The 16316-nt window shown below is 37.9% G+C and carries 16 protein-coding genes; 13 read left to right on the plus strand and 3 right to left on the minus strand.

Features of this window, described 5'->3' with window-relative positions:
* Positions 1-4: 4 nt before the first annotated feature.
* From ACFIO5_RS02855 to ACFIO5_RS02900, 10 genes are all read left to right on the plus strand, one after another.
* Positions 5-136 carry a hypothetical protein gene (locus ACFIO5_RS02855; protein WP_375636947.1) on the plus strand — a complete coding sequence of 44 codons (132 nt, stop codon included), beginning with the start codon at positions 5-7 and terminating at the stop codon, positions 134-136.
* Positions 137-199: 63 nt separating this feature from the next.
* A complete protein-coding gene (locus ACFIO5_RS02860) occupies positions 200-325 on the plus strand; it encodes a hypothetical protein (RefSeq protein WP_375705090.1) in 126 nt (41 codons plus the stop codon).
* A gap of 201 nt (positions 326-526) precedes the next feature.
* On the plus strand, positions 527-1990 hold the full coding sequence (gene bgtE, locus ACFIO5_RS02865) for a gene transfer agent protein BgtE (protein WP_375636949.1): 1464 nt from the start codon (positions 527-529) through the stop codon (positions 1988-1990).
* A gap of 281 nt (positions 1991-2271) precedes the next feature.
* Positions 2272-2754 (plus strand): hypothetical protein, encoded by a 483-nt coding sequence (locus ACFIO5_RS02870; RefSeq protein WP_375634552.1) that lies wholly within the window; start codon positions 2272-2274, stop codon positions 2752-2754.
* Positions 2751-3890, plus strand: a complete 1140-nt coding sequence (bgtD, locus tag ACFIO5_RS02875; RefSeq protein ID WP_375633307.1) for a BaGTA-type gene transfer agent maturation protease BgtD — start codon at positions 2751-2753, stop codon at positions 3888-3890. The genes ACFIO5_RS02870 and bgtD overlap by 4 nt, the downstream gene beginning before the upstream one ends.
* The gene (bgtC, locus tag ACFIO5_RS02880; protein ID WP_375639968.1) at positions 3887-4891 is read left to right on the plus strand and encodes a gene transfer agent tail collar protein BgtC; all 1005 of its coding nucleotides are present in this window, start codon (positions 3887-3889) and stop codon (positions 4889-4891) included. Before bgtD ends, bgtC begins: the two co-directional genes overlap by 4 nt.
* A gap of 1370 nt (positions 4892-6261) precedes the next feature.
* Entirely contained in the window at positions 6262-6549 is a 288-nt protein-coding gene (locus ACFIO5_RS02885) for a hypothetical protein (protein ID WP_375633305.1), read from the plus strand.
* Between the two features lie 138 nt (positions 6550-6687).
* Positions 6688-7053 carry a hypothetical protein gene (locus ACFIO5_RS02890; RefSeq protein WP_375634556.1) on the plus strand — a complete coding sequence of 122 codons (366 nt, stop codon included), beginning with the start codon at positions 6688-6690 and terminating at the stop codon, positions 7051-7053.
* A gap of 699 nt (positions 7054-7752) precedes the next feature.
* On the plus strand, positions 7753-8079 hold the full coding sequence (locus tag ACFIO5_RS02895; RefSeq protein WP_375684127.1) for a hypothetical protein: 327 nt from the start codon (positions 7753-7755) through the stop codon (positions 8077-8079).
* A 90-nt stretch (positions 8080-8169) separates the two neighbouring features.
* Positions 8170-8967, plus strand: a complete 798-nt coding sequence (locus tag ACFIO5_RS02900; protein ID WP_375617997.1) for a scabin-related ADP-ribosyltransferase — start codon at positions 8170-8172, stop codon at positions 8965-8967.
* Positions 8968-9209: 242 nt separating this feature from the next.
* On the opposite strand, the gene ACFIO5_RS02905 is transcribed toward ACFIO5_RS02900, so the two are convergent.
* Positions 9210-9380 carry a hypothetical protein gene (locus ACFIO5_RS02905; RefSeq protein ID WP_375633301.1) on the minus strand — a complete coding sequence of 57 codons (171 nt, stop codon included), beginning with the start codon at positions 9378-9380 and terminating at the stop codon, positions 9210-9212.
* 1687 nt (positions 9381-11067) lie between these two features.
* Between ACFIO5_RS02905 and ACFIO5_RS02910 the strand changes: the two genes are divergently transcribed.
* The 3 genes from ACFIO5_RS02910 to ACFIO5_RS02920 all read left to right on the plus strand — a co-directional run bounded on the left by ACFIO5_RS02910 (position 11068) and on the right by ACFIO5_RS02920 (position 13959).
* Positions 11068-11511 (plus strand): hypothetical protein, encoded by a 444-nt coding sequence (locus tag ACFIO5_RS02910; RefSeq protein ID WP_375633300.1) that lies wholly within the window; start codon positions 11068-11070, stop codon positions 11509-11511.
* A 142-nt stretch (positions 11512-11653) separates the two neighbouring features.
* Positions 11654-11848 (plus strand): hypothetical protein, encoded by a 195-nt coding sequence (locus ACFIO5_RS02915; RefSeq protein WP_375636952.1) that lies wholly within the window; start codon positions 11654-11656, stop codon positions 11846-11848.
* 1337 nt (positions 11849-13185) lie between these two features.
* Positions 13186-13959 carry a DUF4167 domain-containing protein gene (locus ACFIO5_RS02920; RefSeq protein WP_375636953.1) on the plus strand — a complete coding sequence of 258 codons (774 nt, stop codon included), beginning with the start codon at positions 13186-13188 and terminating at the stop codon, positions 13957-13959.
* A 1312-nt stretch (positions 13960-15271) separates the two neighbouring features.
* Here the strand turns inward: ACFIO5_RS02920 and ACFIO5_RS02925 are convergent.
* On the minus strand, positions 15272-15721 hold the full coding sequence (locus tag ACFIO5_RS02925) for a hypothetical protein (RefSeq protein ID WP_375655327.1): 450 nt from the start codon (positions 15719-15721) through the stop codon (positions 15272-15274).
* Between the two features lie 44 nt (positions 15722-15765).
* Positions 15766-16131 (minus strand): hypothetical protein, encoded by a 366-nt coding sequence (locus ACFIO5_RS02930; protein WP_375633374.1) that lies wholly within the window; start codon positions 16129-16131, stop codon positions 15766-15768.
* Positions 16132-16316 lie beyond the last annotated feature (185 nt).

Genomic DNA, 16316 nt, shown 5'->3' on the forward strand with positions numbered 1-16316 from the left:
GGCGTTGAAGGTTGGTTTGGCACTGGTGGCTGGTTTGTCGCTTATGGTTGGATGCGCGTTGGGTGTTGATGGTGAAGGGCTGGTGGATGGCGTTGGGGTGGCTATTATTGATGGTATCGTTTTTTCGATGAATTAAACAACTTGAGGTTGTTTGTTTTGTTGCATTTTATGCCTTTAGAGTTTTGTTCTAAGGGCTTTTGTGGTTTTTTTATCCATAAGCCTTGGTGTTTTGAATGGCACTGGGCTTTTCAAAGGTTTTATGGGGGGCTTAATGGCTTTTTCCCCCGTCATTGTGGGGTATGGGGATGTGATTGCGGGCAGTTGATTTTGGTTTGGCGCTGGTGGATGGCGCTGGGGTGGCCATTATTTATGGTATCGTTTTTTCGGTGTGTTAAACAACTTTAGGTTGTTTGTTTTGTTGAATTTTATGCCTTTAGAGTTTTAAGGGCTTTTGTGGTTTTTATTATCAATAAGCCTTGGTGTTTTGAATGGCACTGGGCTCTTCAAAGATTTTATGGGGGTCTTGATGGCTTTTTTCCCAATCGCTGATTATCGACCCGATGTGGCGGATATCAATGGAATTTTTACCGATGAACTTGTTAATGTGCTCCCGGCGGATGGCTCCTATATCCCTATGCCAAGTTTTGAACCTTTATCAGAGCCTTGTCCGGAGCCAATCTTAGGCACTCTTGCGGTTAAAACAAAAAATGGGGTTTCTATTATTGTCGGGACAAGAGATAAAATCTACTTACTTGATAATACAACAATGAACTGGAAAGATATTAGCCAAAAAGGAAAATCTTATCTGGCTAATGTTGATGCTCCGTGGTCTTTTGCTTTGTTTGGTGATTTTATCATTGCGGTGAATGCCAATGATAAACCACAAGTGATTGATATTAACCATGATAAAACATTTAGAAATTTAGGAGGAAATCCACCACAGGCAGGGATTGTTCGAATCTGGGGAGATTTCGTTTGTTTGATGAAATTAACCGAGCATCCAAGAAGGGTTCATTGGTCTGGATTAAATGATGCTGAATTTTGGACCGTGGGGAAAAAAAGTTGTGATTATCAAGATTTTCCTGATGGCGGATTCGTCCAAGGGGCAACGGAGACAACAAATCCAATTATCTTTATGCGTTCTGCAATCTATGCCGGTTCTTTTATCCCTGGCTCTAAGATTATTTTTAGTTTCCAAAAAATCCACGATAAACGAGGCGCAAAAAATGCTGAATCAATTGTTTGTAGAGGCGATTTAGCATTCTTTGCCGATGAGGGCGGGTTTTATCAAATAACAAATGAGGGACAGATTATACCCATTGGGTTCGAAAAAGTCGATCGAACGATGACCGCAAAATCAAGGAAGGATAATCTGTACACTCTATCTGCTGCTATCGATGGGGTGTATAATCGTGTTTATTGGATGGTTGATTCTGATGAGAATCTTCATAAACGTATCTTGCTCATTTATGATTGGGGGTTGCAAAAATGGACAAAAGCTCTCGTCGATATCAAAATGGTATTGCCTATTTTCTTAGCCGGAACAACCCTGGAAGGTCTTGATTTTGTGACTAAGAATATTGACGATTTATCCTTTTCTCTTGATAGTAAAGCTTGGAAAAATGAATCGCCTATTCTGGGGGCATTTGATCAACAGGGAAGACTGGGTTCGTTTTCTGGGTGTCCTATGGCTTGTGTTGTGACATCACAAGAAATGGGGCAGACAAATGGCATGATAACACGGGTGAAAAATATTATGCCTCAAGTCAATAGTGGAAAGTTTTATTTGTCTGTGGGAATGCGCTTTCGACAATCTCTTGAAGAGGAAACTGTTTGGTTACCAGAAAAACAGCCTTCTTATAATACTGGACAAATTCATTGTCGCGCAAGGGCACGGTTTTATCGCTTTAAATTGCGTATTCCTGAAGGGGTGAATTGGACTCATGTCACTGGATTTGATGTGGAATTGACGCAGGCCGGCATGCGATAGGCATGCCCTTTTGTAATACCATGCGATAGGCTCAAGCCTCTATTATTAAAGAACAAATGCCCCATAGGCTTCCCAAACCTTTATAAACAAAGGCACAAGGTGGTGCGTTATGTTTCATGCTTTTCTGCGATAAAGGAAAAATAGGCAGCACCATGGTTTATTTTTATAAAGAAGAAAGTTCCTCCTTTGTTGTGACAAAGGGATGATGGAGACTTTTTTCTTTTATTGTGCGGGGGGCATGGAATGCGTGAAATGCGTAGGGGGATGTTATTTGAGGGGAGATGAGTGACACAGCTAAAAGAGCTAAAATTATGATGCAAGAGAGTCAAGATTTATATTCTGCTCATCTGACAGAGCGGTGGCCATGGGAAAAAATAGCTCCCTATCAAGAGGCTCTCAATACTGCATTGAAAAAATATGTTCAGCGCTTTCCGGATGATGTTTGTCTGGAAAAAATTGCTGAAGAAATCGCTACAGGACAAGCACAATTGTGGCTTGTCTTAAAAAATAAAATCCAATTTAGTGCTTTTGCAATTACCAAAGTTGAAATAACCCATACGGGGAAAAAATGCGTCATTCTCTCTGATCTTGCTGGAGAGGGAGGGCTGAAATTGGTCAAGTTGATTGATGAAGTCGAAAAATGGGCGCGAACAATTAATGCTGAAGAAATGCACATGTTTGGAAGAACTGGATGGGCGAAAAAGCTCGCTCATCACGGATATTCTCGTAATCTTATTCAATATAGAAAGGTTCTGAACCCATGAGTAGAAAAACCACACCTCAAGTGCAGACAACAACACAAACAAATGCTCCACCTGCTTGGGCGGCTGATATTCTTAAACAAGCCAGTGCTGATGCACTTGGACTTTATAATAAGGGAATTGGCGGAAACGTTTATCAGGGAGACAGAGTCGCTGGTCTTAGCAATATGACAAAAAATGCGCTGACCGGTTTACAACAAGCAGCAGGGCTCTATAACAATCCAACGGTAACGCAATGGTTGAGTGCACCAACCAACAGCGCTACAAATCTTTCCGGTATGGCTAAGGGAAGCTGGATTGGAAGCAATAGTAAATTTAATACTGCATTGCAAAATGCTCTGAATAAAACGTCCGATGCAATTAATCAATCGATGTCGGGAGCAGGACGTTATGGCTCTGGGGCTCATACTGGTGTGCTGGCCGATGAGTTAGGCGCCTTGGCAACAAATGCTGCAGCACAGCAATATAATCAAGATATTAACAATATGATGAATGCAAACCAGATGATTGATCGCTCTCAGAATGATCAAGTTAATGCGGCAAATAGCTATTATCAAGGACAGAGTAACGTGCAAAGCAATGCTTTGAAAGGGGGTATGATTCAAGATATAAACCGCCAAAATGTCTTAGATGCTGAACGCCAAAAATGGTCAGAAAAAGATAATCAAGATTGGAACCGATTGCAAAGTTTGTTACAGGTAGGAACACAGGCTGCTGGAAATTACGGAACGACTTCAGGAAAATCCACGACAATGCCTTCTGTGACAAAAGATCCATTGCGTGATGCGCAGCAAGTACTTGGATTGGTCGGAGGAATTTTAGGGCTTTGTGATGTGAGAACAAAAGAAAATATTATCCCTGTGGGGCAGAAAAAGGGATATCCACTTTATACCTTTAATTATAAGGGAAATCCACAACGTTATCAGGGCGTTATGGCGCAAGATGTGTTGCGTGTGAACCCTGAAGCTGTTTATGTCAATGCGAAAACAAAGTTATTGCATGTTGATTATGACAAAATAGGACTGAAAATGGAAAAAATGAAAATGGAGAAAATATCGGCATCTAAAAATAAAATTGCGGCTTTCTTTTCTTCATTTTTTGCTCGCTTTCCCTTTTTGAAAAAAGAGTATCTTTTATGAGTTCGATTTATGATTGGTCAATTGTTGCATCAGAAAATGCTTATGTCGACGAGAATATAAACTGGGCAGAAGGGCAACCACCAAGCACAGTCAATGATAGTGCTCGCGCTATGATGCAACGCATCAAAGAATATTTGTTGGATAATGGAGGCGGGATTGAAACACAGTTTACTGTCGATGTGGAAAACGAGAGAACGTCACTTCGTTTGGCAACAAAGTCTTTTTTTGAGACTTATATGGATGGCATTGTTGTGCGCTTTAAAGCACAAGGCGTCAACAGAGGAATAACAAATATTTCTTTAAATCAATTGCTACCACGACCAACTTATATGGCAACGCCAGAGGGTATTATGCCTTTAAAGGGCGGAGAAATTCAAAAAGGGGGACTTTATGAAATTGTCTATACGCGTGATATTGCCGGAAAAAATGCTGATGGCTGGTTTTTAACCAATCCTACTATAAAACTTCCTGAAATTCCGCCCTTTCCTCCTTTGCCTGAAACTTTTTCTTCTGGATTTATCGGGACTTTTGCTACAGAAAAAATACCCTCTGGATGGTTACTGTGTGATGGTAAAGAATATTCGCGAAGGAACTATGCCAATCTCTTTGCTGTTCTGGGAGAAACATGGGGAAAAGGAAATGGGCAAACAACATTCAATGTTCCCGATTTGCGTGGAATGTTTTTACGGGGGCTCGATAGTGGAAAAGCAATTGATAAAGGACGTCGCTTGGGAAGTCGACAAGAAGAGTCTTTTAAATCTCATACCCATGAAGGAAAAACAGATTCGACAGGTAACCACCAGCATAGTTATCCAATGATTGAAAAGGTAGTTTGGGATATGAATCACGGTGAATATTATAGAAATCTGGCTCAAGTCTACAATAAAGATCGGTTAACGAAGGCTGCGGGAGAGCATGAACATAAGGTCTTGTTGCAAAAAACAGGGGGAGATGAAACACGCCCCGTCAATATGGCGGTGGTTTATGCTGTCAAAGCCTGAGAATGAAAGCTTTGAGAGAAAGATAAAAATACTTACAAAATATTTGTTATGAAAAAAAGTCTTATTGAATATAAAGTCTTATAGAATATATTGTGTAGAAAGTTTTGAGGCGCTTTAGAAAAAAACTCAACTCTCTTTATTTTTTTATTTTTTGTGCTGCCTTTGTTGGATGTCTAAAGGTAAGTTTGCCTATTGTTCGTTAGAGGATCAAGACAGTGATTATTGAAGGTAGGGGGAGAACAAAAACCCTTTCTTTATTCATAGAGTTTTTGCTGAGGAATAAAGACTTTATCCAAAATGCTTCTCTCTTGTGGTATCGTGATACATTATTAAAACGTTGGGTTTAAAGCGTTGGGTTTAAAGCGCTGCTGTGCGATGACAAAAAGCCCATGGGTAAAATTTATTCTATTATGTTATGCCGTCAAACACCGTCATAAAAACACTATTATTGAAGCTGGTGATATAAGGAAAATAAGACATACAATACTTGATCCATTTAAGTATTGAAGAGACATCTATTCAGTGGAGGGCTTGCTTGGTTAAGCCTTATGCAAGTGAATCATATAAGTGAGCAGCAGACGGAATCCCTTCAGAGTAGTTGGATTGTTTTATAAACCGATGTGGGGCTAAAATCTTTGTCTTTTGAGGTGGCGGGAAGAGGTCAACGGATATGTTTATTTAAAGCGAGAAAAGGCAAAATGGTACTCTCCCTCTTTTGGGTAGAGCGTGTATGCAAAAAGCGTTCTTTTTTTCAAAATGGGCGCTGGGTTTGCGAAGTCTTTTGGCGATGCGTTTAACACATGGTGAGTAATTGACTCTCTTAGATGCATTTTGTACTTGTCAGGAAACTTCTTGAAACAGAATGAGAGTGATACGAGAAAATCTGTAAGACAATAGTTTGTTCCGTTGTGTTGTAAAATACCATTGTTTGAGATGCGGTTAAAATTTTATGCATGGGGTGTTTTTCATCTGTACGTATTCCTAAAGCAGTGTTGTTTGTAGAGTAACTCTGGACAGGGGATGCATTCCAAGGTGCATTTGAAGGTAAGCCAAGTTAAATCTGTTAGATACGAAGCCAGATTGTTGACAGATTGTTGTTTATTGATTGGTATTATTTAAAGATCGGTGTGGTTTTGTCCTTTGGGGAAAGCTAACACAGCATGCAAGGTGGTCAAACATTTTTCTTTGGTTTCAGGTGATAAAGTCAACATTTTAGGTGGAAAACAGGGTATAATCTAAAAAAATGTCTTGTAAAAATTTTCGATGAGGAAATTTTTTCAAGAGGTTTTCTGAGAAATGCAAGAGCCGTACAACGGAAAAAGATATTCAAATGCTTAATACGCGTTTAGCTTATCAAAAAGGGGGATATAATGGCACTTTTTCCATTTTCTATTGCTGATATTGATGATCCTGAATGTATTCGTGTGGTTCTTTATGCTAGCGGAAGAATGGGACATGCTCCTTTGAATGCTCTGTTGAAGCAAACACGTCAAGATCTCCAATGTTTTGATAAAATACAGACTCAAAATATTCTCCAACTTACACAGCGTTTGGATATTTTAGAACAACAATTGAAAACGATTATCAGAGATCTTGAAGATGTGAAACACAAACAAGACGCTGAAGAAGCGGATAAAAGTAAAACGATGGGTGATTAACCATCTCGATTTGTGTCTCTATGGGATTTAGCTCCTTTAAAGCAGTGAGATAGATAGTTGTGAACAGGATAGTTATTTGCCTGTCCATAGAGCATTTATTTTTTTGATCAACCAAAAATGAAAAAGAGGTATTCTATAATGAAAAAATTGATTTTAATATTTTTAGCTTTGTGTCTTACTGGACCAGCTTCTGCACGTCCGTGGACTATTTCAGATGATTGTTCAGATATCGGTGGAACAATGGTTCGCTCACAAATCATCAATAATATTTCTGTAATTCCATATAAAAATTTGCAAGGGGTAAATATTCTCTCTGTTTTAGAAACGAGGCCTACAGAAGAGCCAGAAATGTCAAAAATTGTAGGAAGAACATTTCATATTCAAAGTCCTGAGATTGTTGAGCTGGCCTATAGAGCTTACAGTACATCGCAATTCGTTGATATTTGTTACAGAAGTAACTATTCAATCAATGTTATTCGAGGGCTGAGAGTGCGTGATAATTAAGCGTATTATCTGTATTCGTTGTGACTTAAATAGGCGATGCTTGGAAAATGGTCAATCTTCTACACTAAGGCTATTTTAACCCTAGCAGTTTTCTGATTTACAGTTTTTACTCAGAGTATAATCGTTCATGTTTTACAGAATTCATGAGTTATCGGTATTGAGGATCTATCTTAAGATATTCAACTACAGTTGATTCTATTTTAAACTGAGTGATTTTGTATCAATCGTCGTTTGAGCTTAGATGGCAATTTCATTCTAGCGTTTGGTGTTAGACAGATTTAAGCTTAGTGAGGCTGTAAATACGTGTCTTAATTGTCTTTGTTGACAGTATGCCGCTTGCGATAGGCAATAAATCATAGACACATTTTGAATCCGTAGAATGCACGTACATTAACAATGGCAGACATTGTCAGTGGTAGATATCGCCAATGGTAGAGCTTGTGCATGCGGTGTTTTGTTGTGTGCATGAGTCATCATTCACGCGGCATCAATAAGGGAAGGCTTTGCTGTAGAGCCTGTAAAATAAATCGTGCAACAGCGGGGATAGAGGTAAGAATAGACTGAGATGAGGCAGTCTTATCACGGGCTAAAGCTGGTTAAAATTCTCGTCTTTAAGGAGGCGAGGAGGTTAAAAATATCCATTAGATTGCATGGGGATGCATTTCATGTCCGTTGCAATAAATTTAAAAGAGGTAAATTATGAAAAGCTTTTTGAAAAAAATATCCATCGTTTCGGTGATAATAGCATTAACAACAGGTGTTTCTCATGCTGGAGTTTATGAACAAAACGGTTATCTTAATTCGGTTCAAGTCGTTAGCGCAGGAGCACAATGTCTCCTAGAGCTCAGATACGGTATCAGCCCTACTTCAGACATTCAAAAAGGTGTTTGGGGCTGTGATAACATTGTTGGAAAAAGTATTTTGGATTTGGCAAAAACCGCAGTCATTTTGAACAGAAAAGTAATGGTTATTTTTGAAGCGGGTAATGTGCCAGCAAAAAGGGTTTTAGCCATCACTTTAAAATAAGATCAATAGGGGTTTTTCTCCCTTTTTATATCTGTAACGCTTCAAGAGGTTACAGGTATAAAATATGGAGTGTATATCAAAGGTATAAAAATGTTTCAAAGAGCATTCTCAGTATTTTTAGTGACAGTTTTATTTTTTTTCTTTTCAGATGTAAATCTGTCATATGCTATTGATCCTCCCCATATGGTTTTCCGTATAGATGATCGCTCTCCATCTGTTATATTCTTTGGAGGAGGTTTTGCCCCTTGGGGGGATGATCAGGATATCATACATCATGTAACTGGGCACTCTCTTGCTCAACAGACTTCAGCATTTGTGTCTACAACTGCAAATATGGATGCAGTTTACAGAATGGCGCGGCAACAGATTGCTAATAATCCTGATGAAACGTACTGGCTATATGAAATTATTCCAGATATAAATTTTTATTATGTTCCTAACTCACTCTTTGATACAGCCATGTCTGCTGACAACGTTGTTCAACATGAACAAGTTATGGATCTTTATTATGCATATTTATGGCAGGATGAATGGGCTTCGCTGGGGGCAATCAATACAAATCATATATACTCTGCAAGAAGTATTATGCGGCAAGCGAATGGTGATATTGTCATTGGTCCTAGAACCTTTAATTCTCTTTTTGTTGCCGCTCCATCACAAGTAAATTCGGGGACACTTCCTTCACAAGATTACACTTTTTTATCAGCTTATTATTCTGATAGCGAGGATGCGTTATCTCCAATGTCACTGGCATTTCTTGTAGAATCCTGTAACAGCTCTTCATCCAGTGGTCATATGGAGCGTTCTGGGGATTCTTCCTGCAGCACATACAAACATTCTGTTGATGATATTATGTATAAAATGAATCTATGGTATGAAGCTCTTTAAAGAATTACAGCTATATCTTGCTATTTAATCAAAAACAAAAAAGTAGGAAGATAGTGCATTTCTGTTTTATTTGATTGGTTCTGATGCGTATAGTGCGTAGGGCAGAGAAAATTTTTCGGTATTATGAAGTGTGATAGGGGTGCTATAAAGCATAGGTGTGACATCATCAAAAATGGAAGCGTTGATTTAACAGTATTTGTTTACCTCGATTAGAAAATCCGTTTTTTTCTTTGTTTGGAGTTTTACATCAATAATTTCTTATCTTGTTGTCGTGCTGCTTTTTGAGAGTGCGGTGATAGAAGGCATGTAAGTTTTATATATTGAAGTGTTTGTGTGTGGTGAATATGGGGAGTGTTTTTTTCGTCATGTGATGAACTCTTCGGGCGGTGGGGATTTTGTCCATAAAGCGTCATAAAATATCGCTTTTTGTTCTATGGTGATAGAGATCCCATGAGGGGAAAAGACAAAGGGGAAAGTCAAGTGGATTTTGCGAGCCAATCATGTAAACTGGAACGAATTCCATGCGGATATAAATCAGGTTCTGTTTGTTGCATATAGCGCTATTTGTTGCATAACTTGTGATAGCCAATTCTCTAAATAAAGGGATTTGACCGGTAGCAGAAAAAAGGAATCATTACGAGACAGTAAGTGTGCTTGTTTCAGAATGTCTAATGCTTTTGCATGACAAAGGAACGCGAAACTCTGTCACGCCTTCCTTTCATATTTTCGAGTTCAGGGGTGTCCATATATTTTCTTCAACTTGATTTTTATGCATTGGACACAAGGGAATTGGATGCAAGGGAGTTGAAGGCTAGGGAGTTGAAGGCTAGGGAATTGGATGCAAGAGATTGAGATATAAGAGATTTGGATACAAGAGATTGGGATGAACATTTTTGGGATAAGCAAAGCTAATATGTTACACTCGTTGTTTTACAGCGCGTTTGATAAAAAGCTAGGACATCTTTCCAATCCATTATGTGTGTAACTTTAAGGCGTTGTTTTCTTAAGAGAGTGCAGAGCTTTTTTTGTTGCTTGTCAATCAACATCAAATTTCAAAGCTGTAGCATGTTTGAGAGAAAGAAGAATGATAGCCTTACGGATTCAGAAGGGCAAAACTCTCTGAGCGATTCCAGCTTTTGTAAGCTAGACTTTATATATGCCAGATGAGGGCTGTATTTGAGTGATTTCTGAAATAGGAAGACAACCTTATTGAGAAAAAATATAAAGGCATATCAATCACTCTTCGGACTATCATCTTTTTCCTTTATAATTTTCAAAACTATCTATAGCAATATTATTTAAATAATGAAGATAATGCCTTATGCTTTTATGTATCGTGTGTCTTCTTGGGATCATGCCTCTCACATAAAAACAGAATGCCTCAAATATTAAAATATTATTTGTCTCCGAATATACATTTATTGCATATTCATGGACTTGTTTTTAAAGAGATATCCCACTCCCAAGTCCCTTTTACAAGAACACTCGTCAATGGTATAGGGGTAAAGCCCCTATGAAATGTATAAAACTTATAAGGTATCTCCCTCATCTTTATGCTTCATAAAAGTGCAGGTTGGTACTCTCATATATTTTTCCAGTTTCCAATGTTACGAAAGCCTTGGTTCGTGAGACGATTCATAAGAGGCATATGCCTTTTTTGTACAGTTTTTAATCCACATGCCAGCTCCGCTTGTAACTTGCAAGCGACATGGTTTTGATCGTTTCAACAGAAAACAAATTTAGGATGAGAGAATCCTGTGGTATTCGGGTCTCTCATTCAATATGAAAAAACAATAAATACTCTTTATAAATCAATGTGATGTATCTTAAAGAAGACGAATTGTTTATAAAGCCGCATGGATGAAGAATCTTCGTCTTTAAAAGTGGTGAGAGAAAATCATCAGCCCTATTTTTTCATAAAGGGCATGAGAAAAGTGTTTCATAAGAATTATATACGATAAGAATTATACGGTAAAAAAGAGAGTCTTTTGACATAAGAGTCTTGATCGTTTGCGGCTATAACCTGTATTGTGTACACAGATACTTCTATCATTTTTTGCTGTAAAAGCTTCTCTTGGGATATTAAAGGGTACAATCTTTATGGAAAAAAGAATCCGAGCAAGACAAAAGGCTTATTTCAAAAGATTATATCGCAAGATTGCTTTTGTTTGCATAATACTTTTTTGTATAGTGTTTTTGTGTTTTGTTGTTGCAAAGGTGGTTAGTTATTTTTCTTCTCATAAAAAAGTAACACAACAAGCACCCGTTGAATTGGTTATTCCTGTTTTTGATCTACGCGTATATTGCAAGGAAATTGCTGCTTCCGTTATGCCCGATATGAAAAGAGAGGTTTATCAGCATTGTCTTAATTTGGAAAGTGAGGCCTATTTTGCTATTCGTGAAATGTGGGATAAGCTTTCTGATAGTGCTAAAAAACAATGTTTGACGAGGGTCCGTCCTGGGGATGGAAATTATTTTCTCTTACGAGACTGTTTTCTGAATGAAAGAGAAAATAAAACAGGCAAAAGGCGCAATTACTTTTAAGTTTTTATACGGAAAGTTAAAAGGATGCGAATTTTGATGAAAAGATAAAAACCCCTTAAATTACGATCTGCCTCGAGACCAATAGAAATTTTATTTATCTTGTTATATCGCACTTCTTATTTAAGGTGTGGCGACATAAGGTATGGATGGCCTCCTTGAAATGTTTAAGGGGGCGTGGTGGAGTTTCAGGAGGATTTGTTGCGCTTTTTTAAGGGAAATAACGAGTGTGGGAAATCCATTTCGTGATGGTTTTGGTGAATGGTATAATGGTAAAACCATCATGAAATGTATAAAATTTATAAAGCAAGTTCATCTTTATGGTTTAAACAAAGAATAAGCCGGTACTATCTCACACTTTGCTCGCTCCCAATGGTGCTCTCGACAACCCTTTAGCCTTAGAGACGGTTCATAAGAGGCACTTTTAGTCTTTTTTTTCGTTTTTACTCCACGCAGGTTTTCCCACATGTAACATGCAAGAAAAAGAGATTGATTCAACAGCAAACAGATTGAGGATGAAAAATCCTACGGTATTAATTTTCTTACTCAACACAAAAAATATGAATTATCATTACAAATCAATTTAGTGTATGAATTTTATAAGTATTTTCATTGTTGACAGACCAGTGTGATTTGAGAATCTTCCTTCTTTGAGGGTGTAAGTCAATAGACATGACAAAAATGAGTAAAAAACATTCCTTTTATAAACATTTACGGCTTCTTCATGCGTAAAGCGCTGTGCTGGGTTTAAAAATGTGCTTGTTTTATAATTCTAGTTTTCTTTATCAGAAAAGATAAGTAAGGAAATACGTTAGGCCATTCTTATTGATAGGCTTTGAGGAGGGTATTTTTTTGAGAAGAAGCTGATTTTTAAAAAAGTGTGACATATTGGTCGTTTTTTTCATAATTTGATATTTTTTTGTATTTAAATATTTTGTTTTTAAGCTCAATTTGTTATAAATAAAAACTGTGATTAACTTAAAAACTCTATGGGTTAAAATAAAAATTGATAGTATCATTGACTTGTTTGGGAAAGAAGATTGATCTCTTGGTGATTATAGGGCTTGAATAATACTTCGTGTTAATCTATCTATAAAAGTTAAGAGGTTTTGTGAGGCGATCGTGGATTATCGCTCGCAAGGGGTTGCTTTAGCGATGAAGAGAGGCTATATTTATAAAATAAAGAGGTTCGCGCAGTGACTCGTTGGGATGGAAGTGCTTGTGAGTTAAATGCACGAGGGGGTAGAGAATATCGGCGTTTTTAGGAGCGGTGGTTTTAGAGCAAAAAAGGAAGCTTCTACTATTCTCTGGCAGGAATTTTTTCTTTGTCAGGTGTGTTATATGTGTGTTTTCCTTTTTGTTTTCCACAAGATAATTATTTTTTTAGTGAAATATGGTTTATTTTAAAAAAAACACTTGGCATTTTACGTGAACATCATTAGGTTTCTGCTGTTTGACAGAGAAAAAGGGAATTTTTGATTTACGATTTCCCTGCTGTTTTGTGATTTTCAAGAAAATATATGCTTTTATCAATATCAGTAGGGTTCGTTTGAGTGAAATAAACGCGGATAGCTTGATAATCGTATGTTAAACATGATCAGCATTATCAAAAGATAATGTAATGAGGAAGCGTCAATTAAGACACACATAAGACAAACACTCCAAAAAGGGATAAAGATGAGGCCACAACAAAATAGACGGGTACGCGGTCGCAATAATAACAATAATGGTAATAACAATAATAATCGTCGCGGTCCTAATCCGTTGTCTCGCAATTATGAAAGTAGCGGTCCGGATGTTAAAATTCGCGGGAATGCTCAGCAAATTGCCGATAAATACATAAGCCTTGCGCGTGATGCACAAGGTGCAGGTGATCGTGTTATGTCGGAAAATTATTTACAACATGCCGAGCACTATTTGCGTATTATTTTAGCAGCAGCTGGGCAAATGTCTCAATCGGTTCGGCGTGATGAAAATCGTGGTGATGAAAACGAAAATCGTGATGAAAACAATGGGCAAGAATGCGGTGAAATAAATCTTGATGGTGAAAAAAAGGATGCTGTCGAGGGTGATACAGATGTATTACAAATGTCGTCGCAAAAAAATGGCAATGGCCAATATGATAAAGCGCAAAATGGGGATGCGCGTGAAAACGCTTTAGAGGCTCTATCGGATGAAAAAACAGATCAAGAGCACTGCCTCTCTGAGAAAAATGTTGAACCTGTCAAAAAAATACGTCGTTCTCCTCGTCGACGTACTGTACGGACTCAAGATGAATCATCTCTTGAGCTTTCACTTACAACAGCAGAAAACTCTAGCAATGGAGATGCATCAACAGCAACAAAAACAGCAACAAAAGAGGATTCTTCTTTGCCTGGATTAGGTGAGGGGATACAGAGAAAACCACGCCGTCGCCGAGTGGTCAATCTTGAGGCAGAGGAAAATGTTTAAACCTGAAGGGTGCTGTGTAAGCCCGCTTGTGTGGTGATGTTATTGGCATCATGATAATAAATTATAATATGCTCAAGAAGCTTCTTGCGCTTTCCTTGAGTTTTCATGGGGCTGTATCAGAAACTTAACGAAGGCTGTTGACAGAAAAGATTGCCTCTTTGCTGAGATTTAAGTAAGGGAATACAGAGAAAGATGCGTCGTCGCTCAAGTGGTCAATCTTGAAGTAGAGGAAAATGTTTAAACCTGAAGGGTGCTGTGTAAGCCCGCTTGTGTGGTGATGTTATTGGCATCATGATAGTAAATTGTAATATACTCAAGAAGCTTCTTGCACTTTCTTTAGATTTTCACGGGCTGTATTGAGACTTAACCAAAGGGTGTTGACAGAAAAGATTGCCTCTTTGCTGAGATTTAAGTAAGGGGATATAGAGAAAACCACATCCGTGTATTTTAAGAGGCAGTTCTTTTATGAAGAACGCAATGTCGTTGTTTTATTTAATTCACACTTATATTCAATGTATTCATGCCCATTTCGCGCTGGTGTTCATGAATTCTATCATGTGAAATCCATCGGTTATCTTTGCTTAATAAAAGATGTAAGCTGGGCGTTATTGCTTTAATTTTCAATGTTGCAACAGTTCTTCTTTTGATAGCGGATCATTCATAAGAGGTATTTTATTCATCTATTTCCTTGCTAGGATATGTGAGGAAATGATTTTGATGAGCTTCATCATAAATAGATTTGAGATGAGAGAATCTTACAGTATTTGAGATTCTCGTTTGACATGCAAAATAAATCATCACTATAAATTAATATGTTGAATTTTTACACTCAAGAAGAGGTATTTCTTGCACGTTTATTAGCTTTTCCCAAGTGATGTCAGTTTTCTTAAAAATGGGAATGCGTTGACAGAAAGGTTGCTTCTTTTCCAAGATTTAAGTGAGGGGATACAGTAAAAAACGCGCCGTCGCCCGTGTGGTGAATATTTAATGCTTATCACATTGATTTATAATAATAATTCATTGTTTTGAATGTTAGGTGAGAGCCCCTAAACCCCTAGAATTCTCTCATTTCCAAATTTGTTCCATGTTGAATCAACAAAAAACATTCGCCTGCACGTTGCAAGCGGGGGGAGAGCCCGTGTGGATAAATTTGTATAAGAAAGGAATAAAAATGGCTCTTATGAACTCTCTCTCTAGCGCCAAGGATTGTCAGCAACACCCACGCGCTGGCAAAGCGTGTGATAATGCCGGCTTGCAGAAAATGTTTAAACCTTCAAGGATGCTATGTCAGCGCTTATTGATGTTAGTTTGCTTAATGAGGCATTATCTTCGTTCTCTCTTTTGTTGTTTCAATAGAAAGAATGGAGACAAGTGCACCGGTGTGATAATTGTAAATCATAAATTTTGTTTGTCCATCAGGGGTTAAAACTTTCAGTACAATATTGTGTTCTGAGAGGCTTTGCGACAAAATCTGTGTTTTTTCCGGTAGAGAGAGCGTATGATGGATAACGTGTGGGTTTTTGCTGAGAGAGGAAGATAGCTCTGTTTGTTTTGGCGCTGATCCGGTTGTTATCACTTTATAAACAATTAAAAACAGTACGGTTAGAATAAGGAAAAGCGTTATTAAAACGGAAATAATCATTAAACCCATAAGTTTTTTTCTTACTCGTTCTACAGCAGGGTCTAAAGGGAGATCTTGAGGCAGAGAATTTTGCTCTGTGTGATGGTCTTTTGAAGGTTGCATTCGCTTATTATCCATCATGTCTTTCATTGATTATTTTTTTGAGATCTGATGGGTTTATGCTTTTAAAGTTTTTTGTGCAAGAGGTTTGTGGAAGAAGAATGCAAAAGAGGAAGCGATGTTGGTAAAATATCTTCTTTCTGGACTGTAGACAGCTTGTCCTTTACGTTTTGGCTTTTAAGCAGGAAATTTCCATGGTTTGTTACAGACCAGATCAAGTTTACTTCTTGTTGATGTAAATTGGGGTGTACGTTTATACATTGAGCAAAAATTTGTTGTCCATAAAGTGCAAACTTTTTTGTGGACGGGACCATGGACTGTTCACAAGCTTGAGCCGTGGGATAGATTTTAACCATTGTATTGTTCGAATAGCAACTATTAAAATCATCTGTACATGAAACTAATAAGAGGATAAAAACAAGGGGATTCATCAATTATTTTCCAAATGACAGGTTGACAGCGCGGACTCCAATTTGTCAGCTTAGGGGCTTCTTCACTATTAAACGGTTTTAGAGTTTTTTAGTTCCCCTTTGAGATGCTAGTTCCCCTTTGAGATGCTAGTTCCCCTTTGAGATGCTAGTTCCCCTTTGAGATGCTAGTTCCCCTTTGAGATGCT

Source organism: Bartonella sp. AA86SXKL (assembly GCF_042196885.1).